Genomic DNA, 18,543 nt, shown 5'->3' with positions numbered 1-18,543 from the left:
ACTAACGTGGTAATAAAACCTGTAATTCGGCTTCATCGATTTGTAATAACTGGCTTTGCCAATTTTGTAGCAGATAACCGCCATCAATTTGATATAAGATCAAGGTAACTGGCGTGGCTAAATTAGCGAGTTCGAAAGAAATATTAATACCGTAAGCAAGATTAGCAATCACCACATCCTCAGCCACAGGTTTAAATGTCGCGCTTTCCCATGCTTTAATGATTTGTTGTAATTGCGGTTGTGATAAGCCCATTTCTGGTTTTGTCGCCAACTGACTGCCAACACGTTGAATTTGAATATTATCGAACTGCATCGACAATACCACGGCACTGGCCGGTAGCGCAGATTGATATTGATTCGCGGAATCATCACCATTTATTTTCTTGCCTGAATATTGAAATATCAACATCATCGCCAACACCGCAAATATTAATACGTTATTCCAACCTCGTCGTGATATCTGCACGCACTAATCCTTTCAACTTTTCGTTAATCTACTAGTAAGTATACGCAAATTACGTGAAAACGCCGACCGAGGCAAGTTTAACAGAGCTGAATTTCAGGCGAAAAAAAACCCAGCAAAAGCTGGGTTTTAAATATCGAACATAAAATCAAGGATTACTTGATTTTACCTTCTTTGTAGATAACGTGCTTACGAACAACTGGATCAAATTTCTTGATTTCCATTTTTTCAGGCATGTTTTTCTTATTTTTATCAGTGGTATAGAAGTGACCTGTACCAGCAGATGAATTCAAACGAATTTTATCGCGCATAATATAGTTCCTTAAACCTTCTCACCACGGGCACGCATTTCAGCAAGAACTGAATCGATACCCTTTTTATCAATAATACGCATACCTTTTGCAGTAAGGCGTAATTTTACAAAGCGGTTTTCGCTCTCAACCCAGAATCTGTGCGAATGCAGGTTTGGCAAAAAACGGCGACGTGTGCGGTTTTTTGCGTGAGAAACGTTATTACCAACAGCTGGTTTTTTACCAGTGACTTGGCATACTTTAGACATGTCGTCTTCTCCAAATATTTTCTTGCTCGAGCAAATATACAGCGTCTTGTTGGCCGTCGCCCAAGACGCGTGCTAAAGGCCGCATTTTATACAGTAAATTAAAACATAGAGCAAGCTTTTTATATTTCAAAAATGAATGAAAATCGTAATTTCACACCCACCCTCGCTCTGCAAAGCTCGCTATGTCACTGTCACCTATAACAAAATGATCGAGGACTTTAACATCAATTAATTGTAAGGCTGAGATAAGTTTATCTGTGATCATACGATCAGCACGGCTGGGTTCAGCAATGCCAGAGGGATGGTTGTGCGCAAAAATCACTGCCGCAGCATTTCTTTCTAACGCTTTTTTAACCACCACTCGCGGATAAACACTAGCACTGTCTATTGTGCCATAAAACAACTCCTCAAAGCGAATAACTCGGTGTTTATTGTCTAAAAATAATACCGCGAAGACTTCATGAGGCTGATCGCGCAGTTTTGCACGAATGTAATCTCGACTTTCTTGCGGGTTGCTTAAGGCACTACTGCGTTCTAGTTTCTCGGCTAAAAAGCGTCGAGACATCTCCACCGTGGCTTGCAATTGCACATATTTAGCCACCCCGAGTCCTTTGGTTTGACAGAACTCATGCTCACTGGCCGCAAATAACGCCCGCAAGGTGCCAAACTCCGCCAATATATTACTCGCCAGCGCCACAACATTAGTCCCCTTGATGCCCGTGCGTAAAAATATCGCCAGCAGTTCAGCATCAGATAATGAGTTAGCGCCTAATTTAACCAATTTCTCGCGGGGCATTTCACTGCTCGGCAATGATTTCAATTTCATCTATTTTCACCATTTAACATAACGTCCTGTTAGCTTAGCTATTCGGTGAATAAACGAACTCAATAATGATAAAACAGTGAAATAGTTCAAATTTATAGATTTGATAATGACGCATATAAAATTAATCACAAACCTTAGCCTCTGCGAATTTAATTATGGTATTGTTATTACGTTATTAGAATATCCTTTCAGATTTTAACGTGGAATACACAATGACTGCTATTGCCAATAAACGCATTTTGCTCGGTATTACCGGCGGCATCGCCGCTTATAAATGCGCAGAGTTAACCCGTCGATTAACGGAACAAGGCGCTGAAGTTCGCGTCGTCATGACCCAATCGGCACAAGAGTTTATCACCCCGCTCACCATGCAAGCAGTCTCTGGAAACCCCGTTGCACACAGTTTACTCGACCCTGCTGCCGAAGCTGGTATGGGTCATATCGAATTCGCCAAGTGGGCAGATTTAGTCTTAATTGCCCCCGCTACCGCTAACTTCATTGCCAAATTCACAGCCGGTATTGCTGATGATTTACTCTCGACATTATGTCTCGCAACGCCAGCACCGATTGCCATCGCGCCAGCGATGAATCAAGTGATGTACCAAGCGCAAGCAACACAAGCTAATTTAGCCACACTTAAACAACGTAACATCACGCTATGGGGCCCAGCAGCAGGCGCACAGGCGTGTGGTGATGTAGGCCCAGGTAGAATGGTGAACCCTGACGAGTTAGTGACAGCTGTTGTTAACTACTTTAGCGAACAAGAAAAGCCGCAACTATTAGCCGGTAAGAATATCATGATCACCGCAGGACCAACGCGCGAGGCGATTGACCCGGTGCGCTATATCAGTAATCACAGCTCAGGTAAAATGGGTTATGCACTCGCCCAAGCTGCACGTTCATTAGGTGCGAATGTCACCGTAGTAAGTGGTCCCGTTGCATTAGCCCCAGTAGAATGCAAACTAGTCAACGTGATAAGTGCGCTTGATATGCACGCTGCCGTGATGGCAGATATTCACCAGCAAGACATTTTCATTGCTTGTGCAGCCGTCGCAGATTACCGCCCAGAAACCATTGCCGAACAAAAAATCAAAAAGACCAACAGTGATGAAATGGTCGTGCGCATGATCAAAAACCCCGATATTGTCGCCAGTGTCGCAGCGCTCGAAAAACCGCCTTTTACTGTCGGATTTGCTGCAGAAACCCAAGATGTTGAACATTATGCACGCGACAAAATGCAACGCAAAAATCTTGCTATGATCGCCGCAAATGACGTGGCACAATCAGGCCAAGGTTTTAATGCTGACGACAACGCATTAACGGTATTTTGGCCACAAGGCACAGCGCAAATAGCGTTAGCCAACAAACAAGTAGTGGCAGTACAATTACTACAATTAATTGCCACTCAGTTCAACGCCAATACCAGCTCATAAAAAATAATAAAAATAATAATAAAAATAAAAATACTCGGCATCTAATCTTGTATTGCGCTAACGCAATGCACGGTTGAGCCATTAATTGATATATTTAGTGAAACAAACAATGAAGCAAATAGAAGTTAAAATTTTAAATCCACGTGTGGGTACTGAATTTCCATTACCAAGCTATGCAACACCGGGTTCGGCGGGTTTAGACCTGCGCGCTTGCCTTGCAGAGCCATTAACAGTTAACCCAGGTGAAACACACTTGATCCCAACAGGGATTGCGATTCACATTGCCGACCCGACTATGGCAGCAACTATTTTACCGCGTTCAGGTCTAGGCCATAAACACGGTATTGTGTTGGGTAACTTAGTGGGTTTAATTGATTCTGATTACCAAGGTGAGTTAATGATCTCATGTTGGAATCGCGGTCAAGACAGCTTTAGTATTCAACCGGGCGATCGCATTGCTCAGATGATGATAGTGCCAGTGATCCAAGCACAACTCACCATCGTTGAAGAATTTGATAGTAGTGAACGTGGCGAAGGTGGCTTTGGCCATTCGGGTAAGCAATAACAGTTAACACCATTCTAGGATGAAAAAGATGTCAACAAGCACTAAAAAGAATCGTCGTGAACAGATTTTACAAGCGTTAGCACACATGCTGGAAACGAACGCTGGCCAACGTATAACGACGGCTAAGCTAGCTAAAGAAGTGGGTGTATCAGAAGCTGCCCTCTATCGTCACTTCCCCAGTAAAGCACGTATGTTTGAAGGGTTAATTACCTTTATCGAAGATTCGATCTTAGCCGGTATTAATCAAATCTTAAATGAAGAGAAAGATACCATTACCCGTTGTCATCACATCCTGCATTTGTTGCTGGTATTTACCGAACGTAATCCAGGTATCACCCGTATTATGACTGGTGATGCCCTGCAAGGTGAACATGAGCGCCTTGGTGAACAAATCAGCGCGCTATACGCAAAAATTGAAACACATTTAAAGCAGTTACTTCGTGAGAAAAAAATGCGTGACGGCGCCGGTTTTAGCTTAGATGAAGGTATGTTAGCGAACTTATTGCTAGCGTATGCAGAAGGCCGTATGAACCAATATGTACGTACCCGTTTTGCCTTAAAACCCACGACCGACTTTGATCAACAGTGGGAATTCTTACGCAAACAGCTACTGCAGAGCTAATAGTAATAAGTTGATAGCGTAAAGTTAATTTGGCATAACTGTAAAGTATAATAAAGGCTGCTTAGGCAGCCTTTATTATACCAAATCCTCGATTATTTTCTATTTATCACATCTTTATAAAATATATAATACATTCATTTTAAACAGCTTTATGGTTTTTAAGTGATTTGAAAACTAAAACCATCAATCATCCGCACTACCAATACGTAAATATCCAGCATAATCATCTAATCCAACAAGCTCTGGTGTTATTTTCTAGCATTGCCTAACTAATCTTTAATAGGTAATCTCACTGAAATGCTTAACGAAAATGACTCGTTTAAGCACATGGATTTAACATCTAGTGGATTATAATACTAAATATAATCCACTTATCAGGGTTTAGCTTTTCAAAGGAGTGGTTTATGAAGCGTGAACAATGGGGATCTCGTAGCGGCTTTATTCTTGCCGCAGTAGGTTCTGCTATCGGATTAGGAAATATTTGGCGTTTTCCATACATGGCGTATGAAAATGGTGGAGGGGCATTTTTCATTCCTTATTTATTCGCGATGTTAACCGCAGGTATTCCATTTATGATTATGGAATTCGGCATGGGCCATAAATACCGAGGTTCAGCGCCACGCACATTCGCAAAAATAAATAAAAAGTACGAATGGTTGGGGTGGTTTCAGGTTCTGATCGCTGCCGTTATTGCGGTGTATTACGTCGCAGTCATAGGCTGGGCCATATCTTACTTTAGTATGTCATTCTCACAATCTTGGGGACAGGATACCAATGCCTATTTCTTTAAAGAGTATTTACAGCTAGGTGATAATTCACCGAGTAAATTAGGCAGTATCCAGTGGCACATTGCAATTCCAATGATCATTGCTTGGGGTATTACTTTTGTGGCCATTTTTGGTGGTGTAAAAAGTGGTATTGAGCGCGCAAGTAAGATCATGATGCCGTTATTATTTATCATGGTTGTTGGGTTAATTTGTCGCATGGTCTTTTTACCGGGTGCGTTGGATGGTCTTAACTATTTATTCCAACCTGACTTTAGTAAAATAACAGATCCTAAAGTATGGTCCGCTGCATATGGTCAGATCTTCTTCACCTTGAGCGTGGGCTTTGCCATTATGTTGGCCTATTCCAGTTATTTACCTGAAAAATCAGATGTGAATAATAATGCCGTCATGACAGTATTAATTAACTGTGGTTTCTCAATCGTTGCCGGTATCCTTATTTTCTCTATTTTAGGTAATATGGCACAAGAGCAAGGTAAGCCACTTACTGAAGTTGTCACCGCAGGTGTTGGTTTAGCCTTTGTGACAATTCCTGCTGCTATCAACTTATTACCAGCACCGTATATTCTCGGCCCACTATTTTTCTTGGCACTTGTTGTTGCGGGTTTAAGTTCACACATTTCAATTATTGAAGCAGTTACATCTGCATTTATTGACAAACTTAATTGGTCACGTAAAAAAGCTGCTTCAGTGGTTTGTGGTGTAGGGCTTGCCGTATCAATGGCTTTTGCTACCAATGGTGGTTTGCTATTACTCGACCTCGTTGATTACTTCATTAATAATATCGCTTTATTAAGTAGCTGCTTGGCTGAATTAATCATTATGGCCTGGTTAGTTAAACTTGCTGATATTCGTAAACATGTGAATGAAATATCTGAGTTTACCATCGGTAAATGGTTTGAAATTTGTTTGCGCTTTATCAGCCCAATATTCTTAGTGTTGATCTTAGGCACGAACATTGTTAATACGATTAAAGACGGTTACGGCGGTTATGCGCAATCAGATTTATTGTTATTAGGTTGGGGACTGCTGGCGGCGATGTTAGTCGTGAGTATCCTTATCAATCGATCAAATAAAGAGGTGTAGTATGACATTAGGTGCAATTATCATGATGGTGCTTGGTTTAGGTATTACTTGGGGTGGTGCAGCATTGTGTATCCGCAAAGCAATGAATAGCTAAGTGTATAATAGTATTAATATTGTTAAAAGCAGACCGGTTCGGTCTGCTTTTTTATTGCGTGCTCATTAAGTTAAACTTAATTAGATGCCGTAGTTTTCACGGTATGTTTTTACAGTCTCAAGGTGCTGTTGCATCTCTGGCTTATCCGCTAAGAAACTAACAAGATCAGCTAACGTCACGATTGATAATACTTTAGAGCCATAATCACGTTCGATTTCTTGAATTGCAGATAATTCGCCTTTGCCTTTTTCTTGGCGGTCTAGCGCGATTAATACACCAGATAGTTCAGCGTTATGTGCTTGGATGATATCCATCGATTCACGGATTGCAGTACCGGCAGTGATCACGTCATCAACTAATACAATACGACCTTCCAATGCAGAACCCACTAATGAACCACCTTCGCCGTGGTCTTTTTTCTCTTTGCGGTTAAAGCAGTAAGGCGCATCAATGTCGTGATGATCGTTCAGCGCTACAACAGTCGTCGTCGCGATTGGGATACCTTTGTACGCAGGACCAAATACCACATCGTATTCGATACCAGAATCAACTAAAGCGGCTGCATAGAAACGACCAAGACGTGATAAATCACGGCCCGTGTTGAACAAACCGGCGTTGAAGAAATAAGGGCTAGTACGACCAGACTTTAGTGTGAATTCACCAAATTTAAGCACTTCTTTTTCTAAAGCAAACTCAATAAACTCGCGTTGGTAATCTTTCATCGTTTTCCCCTATTATGAATAATTAGATATTATGGCTAAAAGCCACTTCACCTAAAAAGCCTAATAATATGGGGAATATTATTAGGCAATTAACCTTGTTAGCGCACAGCGACTAACGATAAGCGCCGCTATTCTAACAAGCTTTACACTTTAATCAAGCTATCACCGAGTGCTTTCTTTTGCTCTATAATGATCTGCTCGATGCCGTCTTTCGCTAACGCCAACATGTCTAGCATTTCTTCGTGGCTAAACGGTTCACCTTCTGCAGTACCTTGGATCTCGATAAATTTACCGGTATCCGTCATCACCACATTCATGTCTGTTTCAGCATCAGAATCTTCAGGGTAATCTAAATCGCAAACCGCTTCGCCTTTATAGATACCAACAGACACAGCTGCGATCATAAATTTGATTGGGCTAATTTTTAATTTACCTTTGCGGATCAAAAATTCAATCGCATCAGCCAAGGCCACACAAGCGCCAGTAATAGCGGCAGTACGTGTGCCACCGTCAGCTTGGATGACATCACAATCGATTACAATCGTGTGTTCACCTAATGAACCTAGGTCGATACAAGCACGTAATGAACGTGCGATCAGACGTTGAATTTCCATAGTGCGTCCAGTTTGTCCACCTCGTGCTGCTTCACGATTCATACGTTTGTGCGTCGAGCGCGGTAGCATGCCGTATTCAGCCGTAACCCAACCTTGGCCTTTACCCTTCAAGAAACGTGGCACATTGTTTTCAACAGTCGCAGTACACAATACCTTAGTACCGCCAAATTCAACCAATACAGAACCTTCTGCATGAGCGGTAAAGTTACGGGTAATTGTTACAGGTCGAATTTGACCTAATGTTCTTTGACTTGGGCGCATTATTTTAACTCTTCATTGATGATTGCCCAATATTATATGAGCTAAGCTAAACTATCGCTATAGCAAGTTGTAATAACCTGCAGGTATAATTGGCTTAACTTACTTTAATTAACGGATTCAACATGATTCATAGTATGACGGCATATGCCCGTAAAGAGTTTAAAGGCGATTGGGGTACAGCAGTATGGGAGATCCGTTCGGTTAACCAACGTTACCTCGAAACGTACATCCGACTACCTGAGCAATTCCGTGGTTTAGAAGCTGTACTACGTGAACGTTTCCGTAAACAATTACAACGCGGTAAAGTAGAATGTAACCTGCGTTTTGAAGCAAATGCTGCTAACAGCGGTGAATTACAATTAAACGAAGCGCTAGCAGAAAAATTAATTGAAAGTGCAAACTGGATATCTAAAAAAGCCGGTAAAGCAAAATTAAACCCTGTTGATATTCTCCGCTGGCCTGGCGTAATGGAAGCTGCAGAAAAAGACATGGGCGAGTTATCAACGGACCTACTAAGCTTTTTCGACGAAACGCTGATTGAGTTTTTAGAATCGCGAGCCTCTGAAGGTGAGAAACTGCAAGTAATGTTAGAGCAACGCCTAACAGGTATTTCCGAGCAAGCTGATTTCGTTGAAGGCAAAATGCCTGAGATCATCGAATGGCAACGTGCACGTATTCAAAAGAAATTCAACGATGCAAAAATCGAACTTGATGAAACACGCGTAGAACAAGAACTTATCTTAATGGCGCAGAAATTAGATGTAGCAGAAGAGATTGACCGTTTAAATGCCCACGTGACTGAAACGCGTAGCATCTTAACTAAAGGTGGCGCTTGCGGCCGTCGTTTAGATTTCATGATGCAAGAATTCAATCGTGAATCAAATACCCTAGGTTCAAAATCGATTAGCACAGATATTACGAAGTCTGCGGTAGAGCTTAAAGTGTTGATTGAGCAGATGAGAGAGCAGTTACAAAACATTGAGTAACACCCACTAAACATTAGCTTAATTACAGGCGATAACTTATGTTATCGCCTACTTTCCAATACTTTAACGCTAACTGAGCCTTTAAACCTCTCGATAAACTCAATTTCCTTTCTTCTGCAAAAATTTTCAATATCATCATCACGTTATAATAAATCCTCTAAACTGACTCAGTATCAAACGCTGAATATATAATCATACATAAAGATATGTAAGCATATACATTTAAAATTTCGATGAAATGCCATACCATGCCCAACTATTTTTTAAGAAGTAAGGGTAGCAACCTTGTTACATAGTATCTATTTTGCAGTGAAAATGTTCATTGTATCTTTTGTGGTGTTAACCGGTATTTTTCATTATGTTTTTTCTGCAAGTACGCTTGAAGATGAACAATCAGCAATACATCAAACCATGAATGAACTATCTGATGCCCTACTAGAACTCTCTAACATCATTGTTATATCAACGAATGAAAAGCTCGCATCGTCAACACCATTGAATCGAAGGTCTTATATTTATATTAGCCAGGCAGAAACAGAGACTGCAGCTAACGCTGAAAAGACAGAACATCTATCCCAATATAAAAATGCCCTCGACAGTTTAGGCTTCATTACAACATCGTCTATTTCTGGCAACTTCATGATTAAAGACTGGCAAACTCACAGCGTGTTATATCGACGGAAATTAGCACCTGATATGGTAAGCACTATTTTTGATCCCGTTCGTTGCCGTGCACTGAATATTTGCAAAACCAAAGTGAACAGATATCGCGTGAGTTATATGCATGAAGATGCGCTATCTGGTAATCGATTATTTACTATATTTAAAGGCGTGAATAATCATATTGATATCGGCTTTAATGTGCATTTGAATAATAATTCTTATTTTAATGATAAAAACATATCAATCCTGCTGCCTAACACCAAAATAAATCAAAAAAATTATGTTATCTCGGTTAAATATGCAGATTATCCCGATTCTTTATTATTTTATAGAAGTGAATATGCTGATATTGCTGATGGAATAATAGTGATAGTACAAATACCATTTTTATATGTACTTGATATACCGCTGAAATTTTCATTTATATTATCTTTTTTCATCGCAATGGCCATTTTTTACTTTCATTTTATTCGACGTATTACCAGTGAATCAGAACTGCATAAAGAAAAATCCATGATAGATACGCTCACAAAAGCCTATAACCGACGTTATTTTGATTTCTACAGCGAAGCAACTTCGTCTGGGGTATTAGCTGTTATCGATGGTAATAAAATAAAAGAAATTAATGACACCTTAGGTCACTCGGCAGGAGATAGTGCCATCAAATTACTGGCTTCATCGGCTCAAGAAGCAATAAGAGACGAAGACTACTTAATCAGAAGCGGTGGCGATGAATTTATTATTTTATTAAATGATTGCCCGACAATCGAAATTGCTACCGAGATCATCGAAAAAATACAAAATAAAATAATTCAAAAGTCTAAATACAAAAAAGAATTTAGAGAACATAAAATTTCTTTTGCATATGGTTTAACCTCGTATTCTGAAGGTGACCAATATGACGAAATTATTGAGATGGCTGATTTTCATATGTATGAGCACAAGAACAAATAAACGGGCTGATTCGACTCACTCAAGTTATGCTCGGCACTATTTTGAAACCCCAAGTAAGCAAAACCAGCATAAATCGTCCATACTAGCTCTACATTCCTGTTAAATTTGTAGGCTGCTCTGTACTTCCAAAGTCTGCAAAGGAGGTATTATGGGTCATGCGTATGATTATACTAAACAAGAGTTTAGCAATCCTGCTGGCACTGAAGGCTTCGAGTTTGTCGAGTTCACGTCTCCCGATCCAACACAGCTAGCCACGCTATTCAAAACATTGGGCTTCCACGCTTTTGCCCAACATCAAACCCGGCCGTTAACTTGGTTTAAACAAGGTGACATTCATTTTTTGGTCAGTACCGAAGGGCGTGGTTTCGCCTCTGAATTCTCCCAGCAGCACGGCCCTTCCGCTTGTGCTATGGGCTTTAAAGTCAGCGATGCACACAAAGCCTATCAACATGCCATTAGCCGAGAAGCCCTGCCTTGTAAGCGTAAAATCCTCGAGTTCGGCGTGCCAGCTATTTATGGCATTGGCGAGAGCCTGCTGTATTTAGTCGATGACGATGTCAGAAAACGCCTCTATCAGGAACACTTTAAATTAACTGGCGAGAGTGAGCAGCCAGCAACCTCCGCCGGACTGACTTACATCGACCACCTAACCCACAATGTGCATAGTGGCCACATGGATACTTGGTCTGAGTTTTATGAACGGGTATTTAATTTTCGTGAAATTCGTTATTTCGATATCCAAGGCAAGATGACCGGATTACGTAGCCGCGCCATGACCAGCCCTTGCGGTAATCTACGAATTCCGATTAATGAAAGCAGTGATGATAAATCCCAAATTGCAGAGTTCTTGCAGGAATATCACGGCGAAGGCATTCAACACATCGCCTTAGGTACTGACGATATTTATCAAACCGTTGCCACCTTAAAAGCCAACGGCATTAAATTCATGGATGTCCCCGATACCTATTACGACATGATTGCAGAACGCTTGCCTGAACATCACGAGGCGATTGATCAACTGAGAAAACACCGTATTTTGATTGATGGTCACATGGACGACGGTAAATTAGTCCTGCTATTACAAACATTCACCAAGACCTTAATCGGGCCTATTTTCTTTGAAATAATCCAACGTAAAGGTGACGAAGGTTTTGGCGAAGGTAATTTCCAAGCCTTGTTCGAATCCATTGAACGCGACCAAGTTGCGCGTGGCGTGATCATTGATAAAGATAACTAAAGGAACGAGATATGATCCGTAGAATTACGTTTCCATTACGAAAAGGTACTTATTCTCGGCAAGCGCACGCGGATCTACCCGAACAAGGTGTTTTTGAGCGTGAAGTCAGTCGAGAAGGTTTCTATGGGCCTGCCACACATCTGCATCATAAGCATCCACCAACAGGATGGTGTGCGTGGTCGGGCGAGCACAGACCACGCGCCTATAATTTATTAAAACTGCCCTACGCTCAGACTTCGCCTTGGGATGCGCCCCTGTTATTTCACAATGCGCATTGCCAGATCCGATTCTGGCAGTGTCACGAAAACATGCAAACCTTGGTCAGAAATGCCGATGGCGATGACTTGCTATTTATTCATCAAGGCCACGGCGAATTATTTTGCGACTACGGTCATTTGAGTGTTGTTCAAGGAGATTACGTATTAATGCCACGTTCTTGCTTGTGGCGTTTAGAACCTGCCGAGCCAATCAGCTTACTGATGATCGAAGCAACCAATGATTATTATGGTTTACCCGATAAAACCATCGTCGGCCAGCATGCGATATTTGACCAAGCGGTATTGGATACTCCCGAAATTGACGCCGCTTATTTGCAGCAACAAGACGAAGAACCCTGGCAAGTCGTGCTCAAACGCTTTAATAAACTATCGGTCATCGACTATCCTTTCAACCCGCTTGATGTAGTGGGCTGGCATGGCGATGTTTCCGTGGTCAGGCTTAACTGGCAAGATATTCGCCCGTTAATGAGTCACCGTTTTCATCTGCCGCCCTCTGCGCATTCTACTTTTGTCACCAGTCGCTTTGTGGTGTGTACTTTTGTGCCTCGACCGATGGAAAGCGACCCCGGCGCATTGAAAGTGCCTTTTTATCACAGCAACGATGATTTTGATGAAGTGATTTTTTATCACCAAGGCGAATTCTTTAGTCGCGATAATATTGAACCGGGTATGTTGACCTTTCACCCTTGTGGTTTTACCCATGGGCCGCACCCCAAAGCCTACCGCGCAGGGTGTCAGTCACAACGTATAGAAACCGATGAAGTGGCGGTGATGATAGATACCCGCGATGGTTTAGCCATAGGTTCAGGCATGGCGGATGTAGAATGGTCAGGTTATGTCGATAGCTGGAAAGAATAGTAAAAAGCAGGAGGAGAAAATACGATGAAATTAGCCACATTACGAGACGGTTCTAGAGATGGCAGCTTATATCTGGTTAGCAAAGACTTACAAACTGCATTGTGTGTATCTTCGATAGCAGCCAATTTACAATGGGCGCTAGAGCATTGGTCTCTCGTCGAACCGCTGTTACAAAGCCATTACGTACAATTAAATAACGGTGAGTCGACAGGTGCGATTGAATTTAAAAACTGCTCACTAGAATCACCTTTACCCAGAGCATATCAATGGGCTGACGGCAGTGCTTACGTTAATCATGTTGAGCTAGTTCGCAAAGCCAGAGGCGCAGAAATACCCGAGTCATTCTGGACAGAACCGTTAATGTACCAAGGTGGCAGTGACAGTTTTATCGGACCTAAAGATGATATTCCATTACAAAACTCTGATTGGGGATTGGACTTTGAAGCCGAGGTAGCGGTGATCACCAGTGATGTGCCGATGGGATTAACCGCGGCTGCAGCTAGCGAGTACATTTTATTAATCACCTTGGTCAATGATGTATCCCTGCGTAATTTAATTCCCAGTGAATTAGCTAAAGGTTTTGGCTTTTTTCACAGTAAACCATCGACCGCATTCTCTCCTGTTGCCGTGACTCCAGATGAACTGGGCGAGGCTTGGGATGGAGCTAAATTACATTTACCGTTATCAACTTATCTCAATGAGACTTTATTTGGCTGCCCTAATGCCGGTACCGACATGACATTTAATTTCCCGCAGTTGATTGCCCACGCCGCAAAAACACGCACCTTAACCGCAGGTACGATTATTGGTTCAGGTACTGTGTCGAATTGTGATCGCACTGTGGGATCATCCTGCCTAGCAGAACAAAGAATGTTGGAAAAAATTGCCACTGGGGAGATCACGACAGCTTTTTTACAAGCTGGCGATAAAGTCAAAATTGAAATGCGGGATAAGGCTGGAGCCTCTATTTTTGGCGCTATTGAACAGCGTGTAACGTCCATAAAGCCATAGACAGCAGGGAATACAATATGAAACTGTATAGCTATTTCCGCTCATCTGCTGCTTATCGGGTGCGGATAGTATTAAACTTAAAGCATATAAACTACGACATAGTGCCTGTGCACTTAGTGCGTAATGGCGGTGAACAAAACTCTGCAGAATATCTGGATGTTAACCCACAAGGCTTAGTGCCAAGCCTTGATATCACAGCGCCAAATATTAATGGTCTAGAACCAAAACCACAAATAATAACCCAATCAGCGGCTATCATAGAATACTTAGAAGAGGCTTTCCCCCAACCCCCCCTATTACCAATTAATCTCATTGAACGCGCTTATATCCGCACATTAACGCAAATCATTGCCTGCGACATGCATCCCGTCAATAACTTACGGGTATTACATTATCTCGAGGAGCGTTTCGACTGTAATGAGGCAGAAAAAATAACCTGGTATCACCATTGGTTAGCAAAAGGTTTTGCAGCATTTGAAATGTTATTACTAAAAAATGAGAGTACTCACTACTGCTGTAATGGCCAAGTTACAATGGCAGATGTTTATTTGATACCGCAAGTTTATAACGCCCTGCGATTTAACTTAGATATGACTCCCTATCCCATCACCAACCGTATTTATCAGCACTGCATTCAACAATCCGCCTTTGTCGAAGCTGCCCCAGAACAGCAACCTGATATAGGCCTATAAATAGGTCTATAAATAGGTCTATAAATAAATAGGTCATATTCTCGCTTAAATACAGTAAATCACTCGGTTTTTATATCTATAAAAGAATAAGAAAAATACCCTTAGTTTCATTTGAAATAAGCCCATTTATATTTGAACCAATTGAACTAAAATTACCTCTAACCTTTGAGTGACCATTACGCAAGACCACATTATCTCAAAATATGTCGTCGTAATAGGCCAGTAATTAGACCAACAATGTAGAGGTTATTCATGAAAGTAGTTGTGGAATTTATAGAAGCAGGTCGATACAAAGATAGAGCTTGGGAACCTTCATTCCAGAGTGGAAAAGGTAGTTTACGCTCGGTCTCACCATCTTGTGCAGCGCAATTAATCAACCAAGCAAAAGCCAAACTTCACATCAATGAAGATGGTTCAGCGGCGTTTGAACATTAAATAAAATTCTACCGCTAAAAATATATCAGGGGCTAAGCTGCACAAACAGCCTAGCCCTTTTTGTTACGTTGCTATTTTCACACGGCAAGCGCGACGTAGATGACGCACTCGACGTTTCGCAGCTATATCACGTGGCAGCGCACTGCAAAGTGGACGACCATCGGCATTAAGACCAATATCTTTTAACAGATACGCATTGCCCAATGGGATCTCACTGCTGGTACGACGGCTTTTTGCTAACCATACTCGCTCTTCACGGCGGATATCAGCACGAACAAAAAATACAGCCAGGTTTAAATAAAGTGAATGACGCATAAGAATTCTCCAGTATATAAGTTTTAAACTTAAAAATTTAACTGGGAAAAATGGCGTGCAGTATTTCGACTATCTAGGGATATAAATGAGGATTACCCTATCAGCTGCCATTTTTCGCAGCCGTTAAGGTTACGAATTAATTAGTAAATGTGGTGCCTGGTTTACGATCGGAACAGGCTATGAGGGCGTGATGAACGGCCATCATGGAGCTGGTATGATCGAGTGATACACAAACGAATTGAACAAGATTTAAATTTTTCATGTGTACCTCCAGTTAACTAATTAATCCAAAATAAATGTGAACATAATGTTAATTCACAATAAGGAGTTTATGCGATATTGAACTTTTCTCAACCATAAATTACTCCTTAAGAGTAAAACAAAGCATTATGCTAACAATCCATTTCAGCAAGCCGTGTAGCCCTATTTCCAGCTAATTAATAGCCAAACCATATTGTAAAACCAACTCAGCAATAGTCTTAGCCTGAAACTTTTTCATTAAACTCGACCTATGTACTTCAACAGTCCGAACTGCAATACATAATGTCTCGGCAATCTGTTGATTACGCTTACCTTGTACCAACAATAATAATATTTCTTGTTCACGCTCAGTCAGTGATTGATAAGATAATAGCGCACTAAGTTGTTGGCTACGCGCAACTGATTTATCCGCCGCAAGCATAATCGCCTGCACTAATTTTTCACCATCGACCGGCTTTTGAAAGAAATCCACCGCGCCCGATTTAAACGCATCGACAGCCATAGATACATCACCATGGCCAGTAAGAAAAATTATCGACAGTGGGCTATTACATTGAGTCAGAATAGCTTGTACATCCTGGCCACGTAGTTCCGGCATCCGACTATCTAAAATCACACAGCCCGGCAGCATGATTTCGGCGTTATCTAAAAATGACGGGCCACCAGCATAAGTTGTGGCATTGATATCATAACCATCAAGCATAAATGCCAACGAATCACGCACTGATTCATCATCATCAACAACATAGACAGGCACTGATATTTCATGCCCTGTTACTGGCTTTTGACTCATATTAATCATCCTCAATTATAACAACTATGGTAATGCTTATGGCAACGGTAATTGTATGCTGACGCGACAACCAATGGGAGCAGCAGCCACCAGCGAAAATTGACCATGATGGGCTTCAATCACATCACGGCAAATGGCTAACCCCAGTCCTAATCCGTCTTTTTTAGTGGTGAAAAAGGCATTCTGTAATTCTGTACTGGTCGCCGTTAAGCCGATACCATTATCGGTCACCGTTAATATTAATCGGTCATCACTATAGTGACTCTCTATACTAATTTTATTATTTATCGGCACAGCCGGATCCCGCATCAAGCAGGCATCTGCCGCATTATTTAATACATTTAATAATACCTGCTGTAAGCCAACAATATCAGCCTCTAGCTCCACGGCATTACCGACACAGGATTGGCTTACGGTAATATTCTTTTGCTGGAAATCATACTCTAGTAACTCTAACGTATCAGTGAGTAATGCTTGTACATCACAGGGCGACTTCGCCACAGCACGTTTATTAATAAGCGCACGTAATCGCTGCACAATACCATCTGCTCGCTTCACTTGCTGTTGTATTTTTTCTAATGCTGGTGTTATTGCACTGGCATCCGCGCCTTTGTTTATCCGTAATAACCCGCCTTGGCTGTAATTTAAAATAGCAGCCAGTGGTTGATTAATTTCATGCGCGAGACTACTACCCAACTCACCCACAATCGCCACTCGCTGAGCATGTTCTAACATGGCATTTTTTTCTTTTAAACGGTTTAAGGTGGCTTTTAATTTACGTTCACTGCGACTAAAGCGGTATTCCAAAATTAAATGATAAACACTTAATAACAACACGAATAAAAATACTACCCAAGCCCATTGTTGATTCTTCTTGATCCAGACTGCCGCTTCCTGCCACCAAGGTCGTTGCAAAGGGTGTATATCTAAATCACGATATAACTGATCAACAGATAATTGGCTAATGGGTGGTGTCCAACCTGTAGAATAAGCGGCAATACTAGCAGCATGATCACTGGGCAAGGCCAATAGCGCGCGGGTTATTTTTTTAGCTAACGTAGCTGAAATAGCACTGGTTTTAGCAATAGACCAGTTCGGATATAACTGCGTAGACAGCGCACAAGCAAAATTATCCGGGCTGATATCATCTAACACCCGGAATACCCCCTGTTGAATCAAGCCTTCTTCTAACATGCTTTCGAGTTGGCACACCGGCACGACTGCGGCATCAAAATAGCCATCTCGCAACTGGTAAATAATGGCATCAACAGGAAAACCTAAAAACGATACGTCAGAGAAAAAAGCCGTTGGGTTAATACCTAGATTTTGCACCGTCAGTTGCATCGTTAGATAACCACCAAAGGCATTACTGGCAACAGCAGCTATCTTGTCACCACTGACCTCGACTAAGTGCTGGTAGTGCGAATCGGCGCGCACTACCAAAGCCGAGCCAATGACATGAGTACCGTCACCCAGTTTACTGTTTAACGTCGCTAACCAAGACAGTGGATATTGCCGACCTAAACGTACCGCTTGCCCAGGGTTAGTCACCACCACATCGACACTTTGTTGCTCTACTGCCGTTTCCATTTCAGCTAAAGTGAAAGGGTGCAGTCTAAATTCGCTATTAGGGATCTGACTTTGTAACCATAATAGTGTGGGCTGCCAGCGCTGCTTGGCTTCAAAGACACCACGCGTTGCTAATACACCCACATCAACGATGGTCATGGTTTGTTTGTTATCAGCAATACGCTCAATAATTCGAGTATCAATAAAAGGGGCAGCATTACTATCACTGGGAATACTACTCGTCATATCCGTTTCGTTACTGGCATGCACTTGCGCCATCACCAGCAACAAGGTAGCAATCACTGCTTTTATTAATACGTTAGCCATGTCAATTCCCTACTAATACCCTGCTCATACCGTTCATTACAAATAAGATAACCACCTCAGCATACCAAAATAGCGATAAAGCCAAAATATTTATTGTTTTAGATCAAGCCGCCCCTGTGTATGTGGAAAACCAC

General features: G+C 41.7%; 21 protein-coding genes. 12 read left to right on the top strand and 9 right to left on the bottom strand.

The annotated features are described in order from the left end of the window. Position 1: 1 nt before the first annotated feature. The 4 genes from A923_RS0114625 to radC all read right to left on the bottom strand — a co-directional run bounded on the left by A923_RS0114625 (position 2) and on the right by radC (position 1,848). The gene (locus A923_RS0114625; protein WP_017222428.1) at positions 2-466 is read right to left on the bottom strand and encodes a hypothetical protein; all 465 of its coding nucleotides are present in this window, start codon (positions 464-466) and stop codon (positions 2-4) included. Positions 467-618: 152 nt separating this feature from the next. Then, positions 619-774, bottom strand: coding sequence for a 50S ribosomal protein L33 (gene rpmG, locus A923_RS0114620; RefSeq protein ID WP_017222427.1), 156 nt, complete (start codon positions 772-774; stop codon positions 619-621). Positions 775-785: 11 nt separating this feature from the next. Beyond that, a complete protein-coding gene (gene rpmB / locus A923_RS0114615; RefSeq protein WP_017222426.1) occupies positions 786-1,022 on the bottom strand; it encodes a 50S ribosomal protein L28 in 237 nt (78 codons plus the stop codon). Between the two features lie 151 nt (positions 1,023-1,173). Beyond that, on the bottom strand, positions 1,174-1,848 hold the full coding sequence (gene radC, locus A923_RS0114610) for a RadC family protein (RefSeq protein WP_017222425.1): 675 nt from the start codon (positions 1,846-1,848) through the stop codon (positions 1,174-1,176). A gap of 212 nt (positions 1,849-2,060) precedes the next feature. On the opposite strand from radC, the gene coaBC reads away from it, so the two are divergent. The 5 genes from coaBC (at position 2,061) to A923_RS22885 (ending at position 6,433) form a co-directional block, all read left to right on the top strand. After that, positions 2,061-3,281, top strand: coding sequence for a bifunctional phosphopantothenoylcysteine decarboxylase/phosphopantothenate--cysteine ligase CoaBC (coaBC, locus tag A923_RS0114605; RefSeq protein ID WP_017222424.1), 1,221 nt, complete (start codon positions 2,061-2,063; stop codon positions 3,279-3,281). Between the two features lie 109 nt (positions 3,282-3,390). Further along, a complete protein-coding gene (gene dut, locus A923_RS0114600; RefSeq protein WP_017222423.1) occupies positions 3,391-3,846 on the top strand; it encodes a dUTP diphosphatase in 456 nt (151 codons plus the stop codon). A 28-nt stretch (positions 3,847-3,874) separates the two neighbouring features. Beyond that, entirely contained in the window at positions 3,875-4,468 is a 594-nt protein-coding gene (gene slmA / locus A923_RS0114595; protein WP_017222422.1) for a nucleoid occlusion factor SlmA, read from the top strand. A 404-nt stretch (positions 4,469-4,872) separates the two neighbouring features. Next, the gene (locus A923_RS0114590) at positions 4,873-6,339 is read left to right on the top strand and encodes a sodium-dependent transporter (protein WP_017222421.1); all 1,467 of its coding nucleotides are present in this window, start codon (positions 4,873-4,875) and stop codon (positions 6,337-6,339) included. A 1-nt stretch (position 6,340) separates the two neighbouring features. After that, on the top strand, positions 6,341-6,433 hold the full coding sequence (locus A923_RS22885; protein ID WP_017222420.1) for a MetS family NSS transporter small subunit: 93 nt from the start codon (positions 6,341-6,343) through the stop codon (positions 6,431-6,433). Between the two features lie 80 nt (positions 6,434-6,513). Here the strand turns inward: A923_RS22885 and pyrE are convergent, their stop codons facing one another. Both pyrE and rph read right to left on the bottom strand, forming a co-directional pair. Continuing rightward, on the bottom strand, positions 6,514-7,155 hold the full coding sequence (pyrE, locus tag A923_RS0114580; protein ID WP_017222419.1) for an orotate phosphoribosyltransferase: 642 nt from the start codon (positions 7,153-7,155) through the stop codon (positions 6,514-6,516). 143 nt (positions 7,156-7,298) lie between these two features. Beyond that, positions 7,299-8,030, bottom strand: a complete 732-nt coding sequence (rph, locus tag A923_RS0114575) for a ribonuclease PH (RefSeq protein ID WP_017222418.1) — start codon at positions 8,028-8,030, stop codon at positions 7,299-7,301. A 122-nt stretch (positions 8,031-8,152) separates the two neighbouring features. Between rph and A923_RS0114570 the strand changes: the two genes are divergently transcribed. The 7 genes from A923_RS0114570 (at position 8,153) to A923_RS0114540 (ending at position 15,144) form a co-directional block, all read left to right on the top strand. Beyond that, entirely contained in the window at positions 8,153-9,016 is an 864-nt protein-coding gene (locus tag A923_RS0114570) for a YicC/YloC family endoribonuclease (RefSeq protein ID WP_017222417.1), read from the top strand. Between the two features lie 315 nt (positions 9,017-9,331). Next, a complete protein-coding gene (locus tag A923_RS0114565; RefSeq protein ID WP_237716223.1) occupies positions 9,332-10,633 on the top strand; it encodes a GGDEF domain-containing protein in 1,302 nt (433 codons plus the stop codon). Between the two features lie 148 nt (positions 10,634-10,781). Next, positions 10,782-11,870 (top strand): 4-hydroxyphenylpyruvate dioxygenase, encoded by a 1,089-nt coding sequence (gene hppD, locus A923_RS0114560; protein WP_017222415.1) that lies wholly within the window; start codon positions 10,782-10,784, stop codon positions 11,868-11,870. Positions 11,871-11,881: 11 nt separating this feature from the next. Further along, entirely contained in the window at positions 11,882-13,006 is a 1,125-nt protein-coding gene (locus tag A923_RS0114555; protein ID WP_017222414.1) for a homogentisate 1,2-dioxygenase, read from the top strand. A gap of 24 nt (positions 13,007-13,030) precedes the next feature. Beyond that, positions 13,031-14,017 carry a fumarylacetoacetate hydrolase family protein gene (locus tag A923_RS0114550; protein WP_017222413.1) on the top strand — a complete coding sequence of 329 codons (987 nt, stop codon included), beginning with the start codon at positions 13,031-13,033 and terminating at the stop codon, positions 14,015-14,017. Between the two features lie 17 nt (positions 14,018-14,034). Further along, positions 14,035-14,709, top strand: coding sequence for a maleylacetoacetate isomerase (gene maiA, locus A923_RS0114545; RefSeq protein ID WP_017222412.1), 675 nt, complete (start codon positions 14,035-14,037; stop codon positions 14,707-14,709). 252 nt (positions 14,710-14,961) lie between these two features. Beyond that, the gene (locus tag A923_RS0114540) at positions 14,962-15,144 is read left to right on the top strand and encodes a hypothetical protein (RefSeq protein WP_017222411.1); all 183 of its coding nucleotides are present in this window, start codon (positions 14,962-14,964) and stop codon (positions 15,142-15,144) included. A 63-nt stretch (positions 15,145-15,207) separates the two neighbouring features. Here the strand turns inward: A923_RS0114540 and A923_RS0114535 are convergent, their stop codons facing one another. The 3 genes from A923_RS0114535 to A923_RS0114525 all read right to left on the bottom strand — a co-directional run bounded on the left by A923_RS0114535 (position 15,208) and on the right by A923_RS0114525 (position 18,409). After that, complete coding sequence (locus tag A923_RS0114535; RefSeq protein WP_017222410.1) at positions 15,208-15,459, bottom strand: hypothetical protein; 252 nt, start codon at positions 15,457-15,459, stop codon at positions 15,208-15,210. A 433-nt stretch (positions 15,460-15,892) separates the two neighbouring features. Beyond that, on the bottom strand, positions 15,893-16,513 hold the full coding sequence (locus A923_RS0114530; RefSeq protein WP_017222409.1) for a response regulator transcription factor: 621 nt from the start codon (positions 16,511-16,513) through the stop codon (positions 15,893-15,895). A 36-nt stretch (positions 16,514-16,549) separates the two neighbouring features. Further along, positions 16,550-18,409 (bottom strand): sensor histidine kinase, encoded by a 1,860-nt coding sequence (locus tag A923_RS0114525; protein WP_017222408.1) that lies wholly within the window; start codon positions 18,407-18,409, stop codon positions 16,550-16,552. Between the last annotated feature and the right edge of the window lie 134 nt (positions 18,410-18,543).

Origin of the sequence: Moritella dasanensis ArB 0140 (assembly GCF_000276805.1) — a bacterium.
In the GTDB taxonomy this organism is placed as follows: Bacteria; Pseudomonadota; Gammaproteobacteria; order Enterobacterales; family Moritellaceae; genus Moritella; species Moritella dasanensis.
This window is presented reverse-complemented; position numbering and strand designations above follow the sequence as displayed.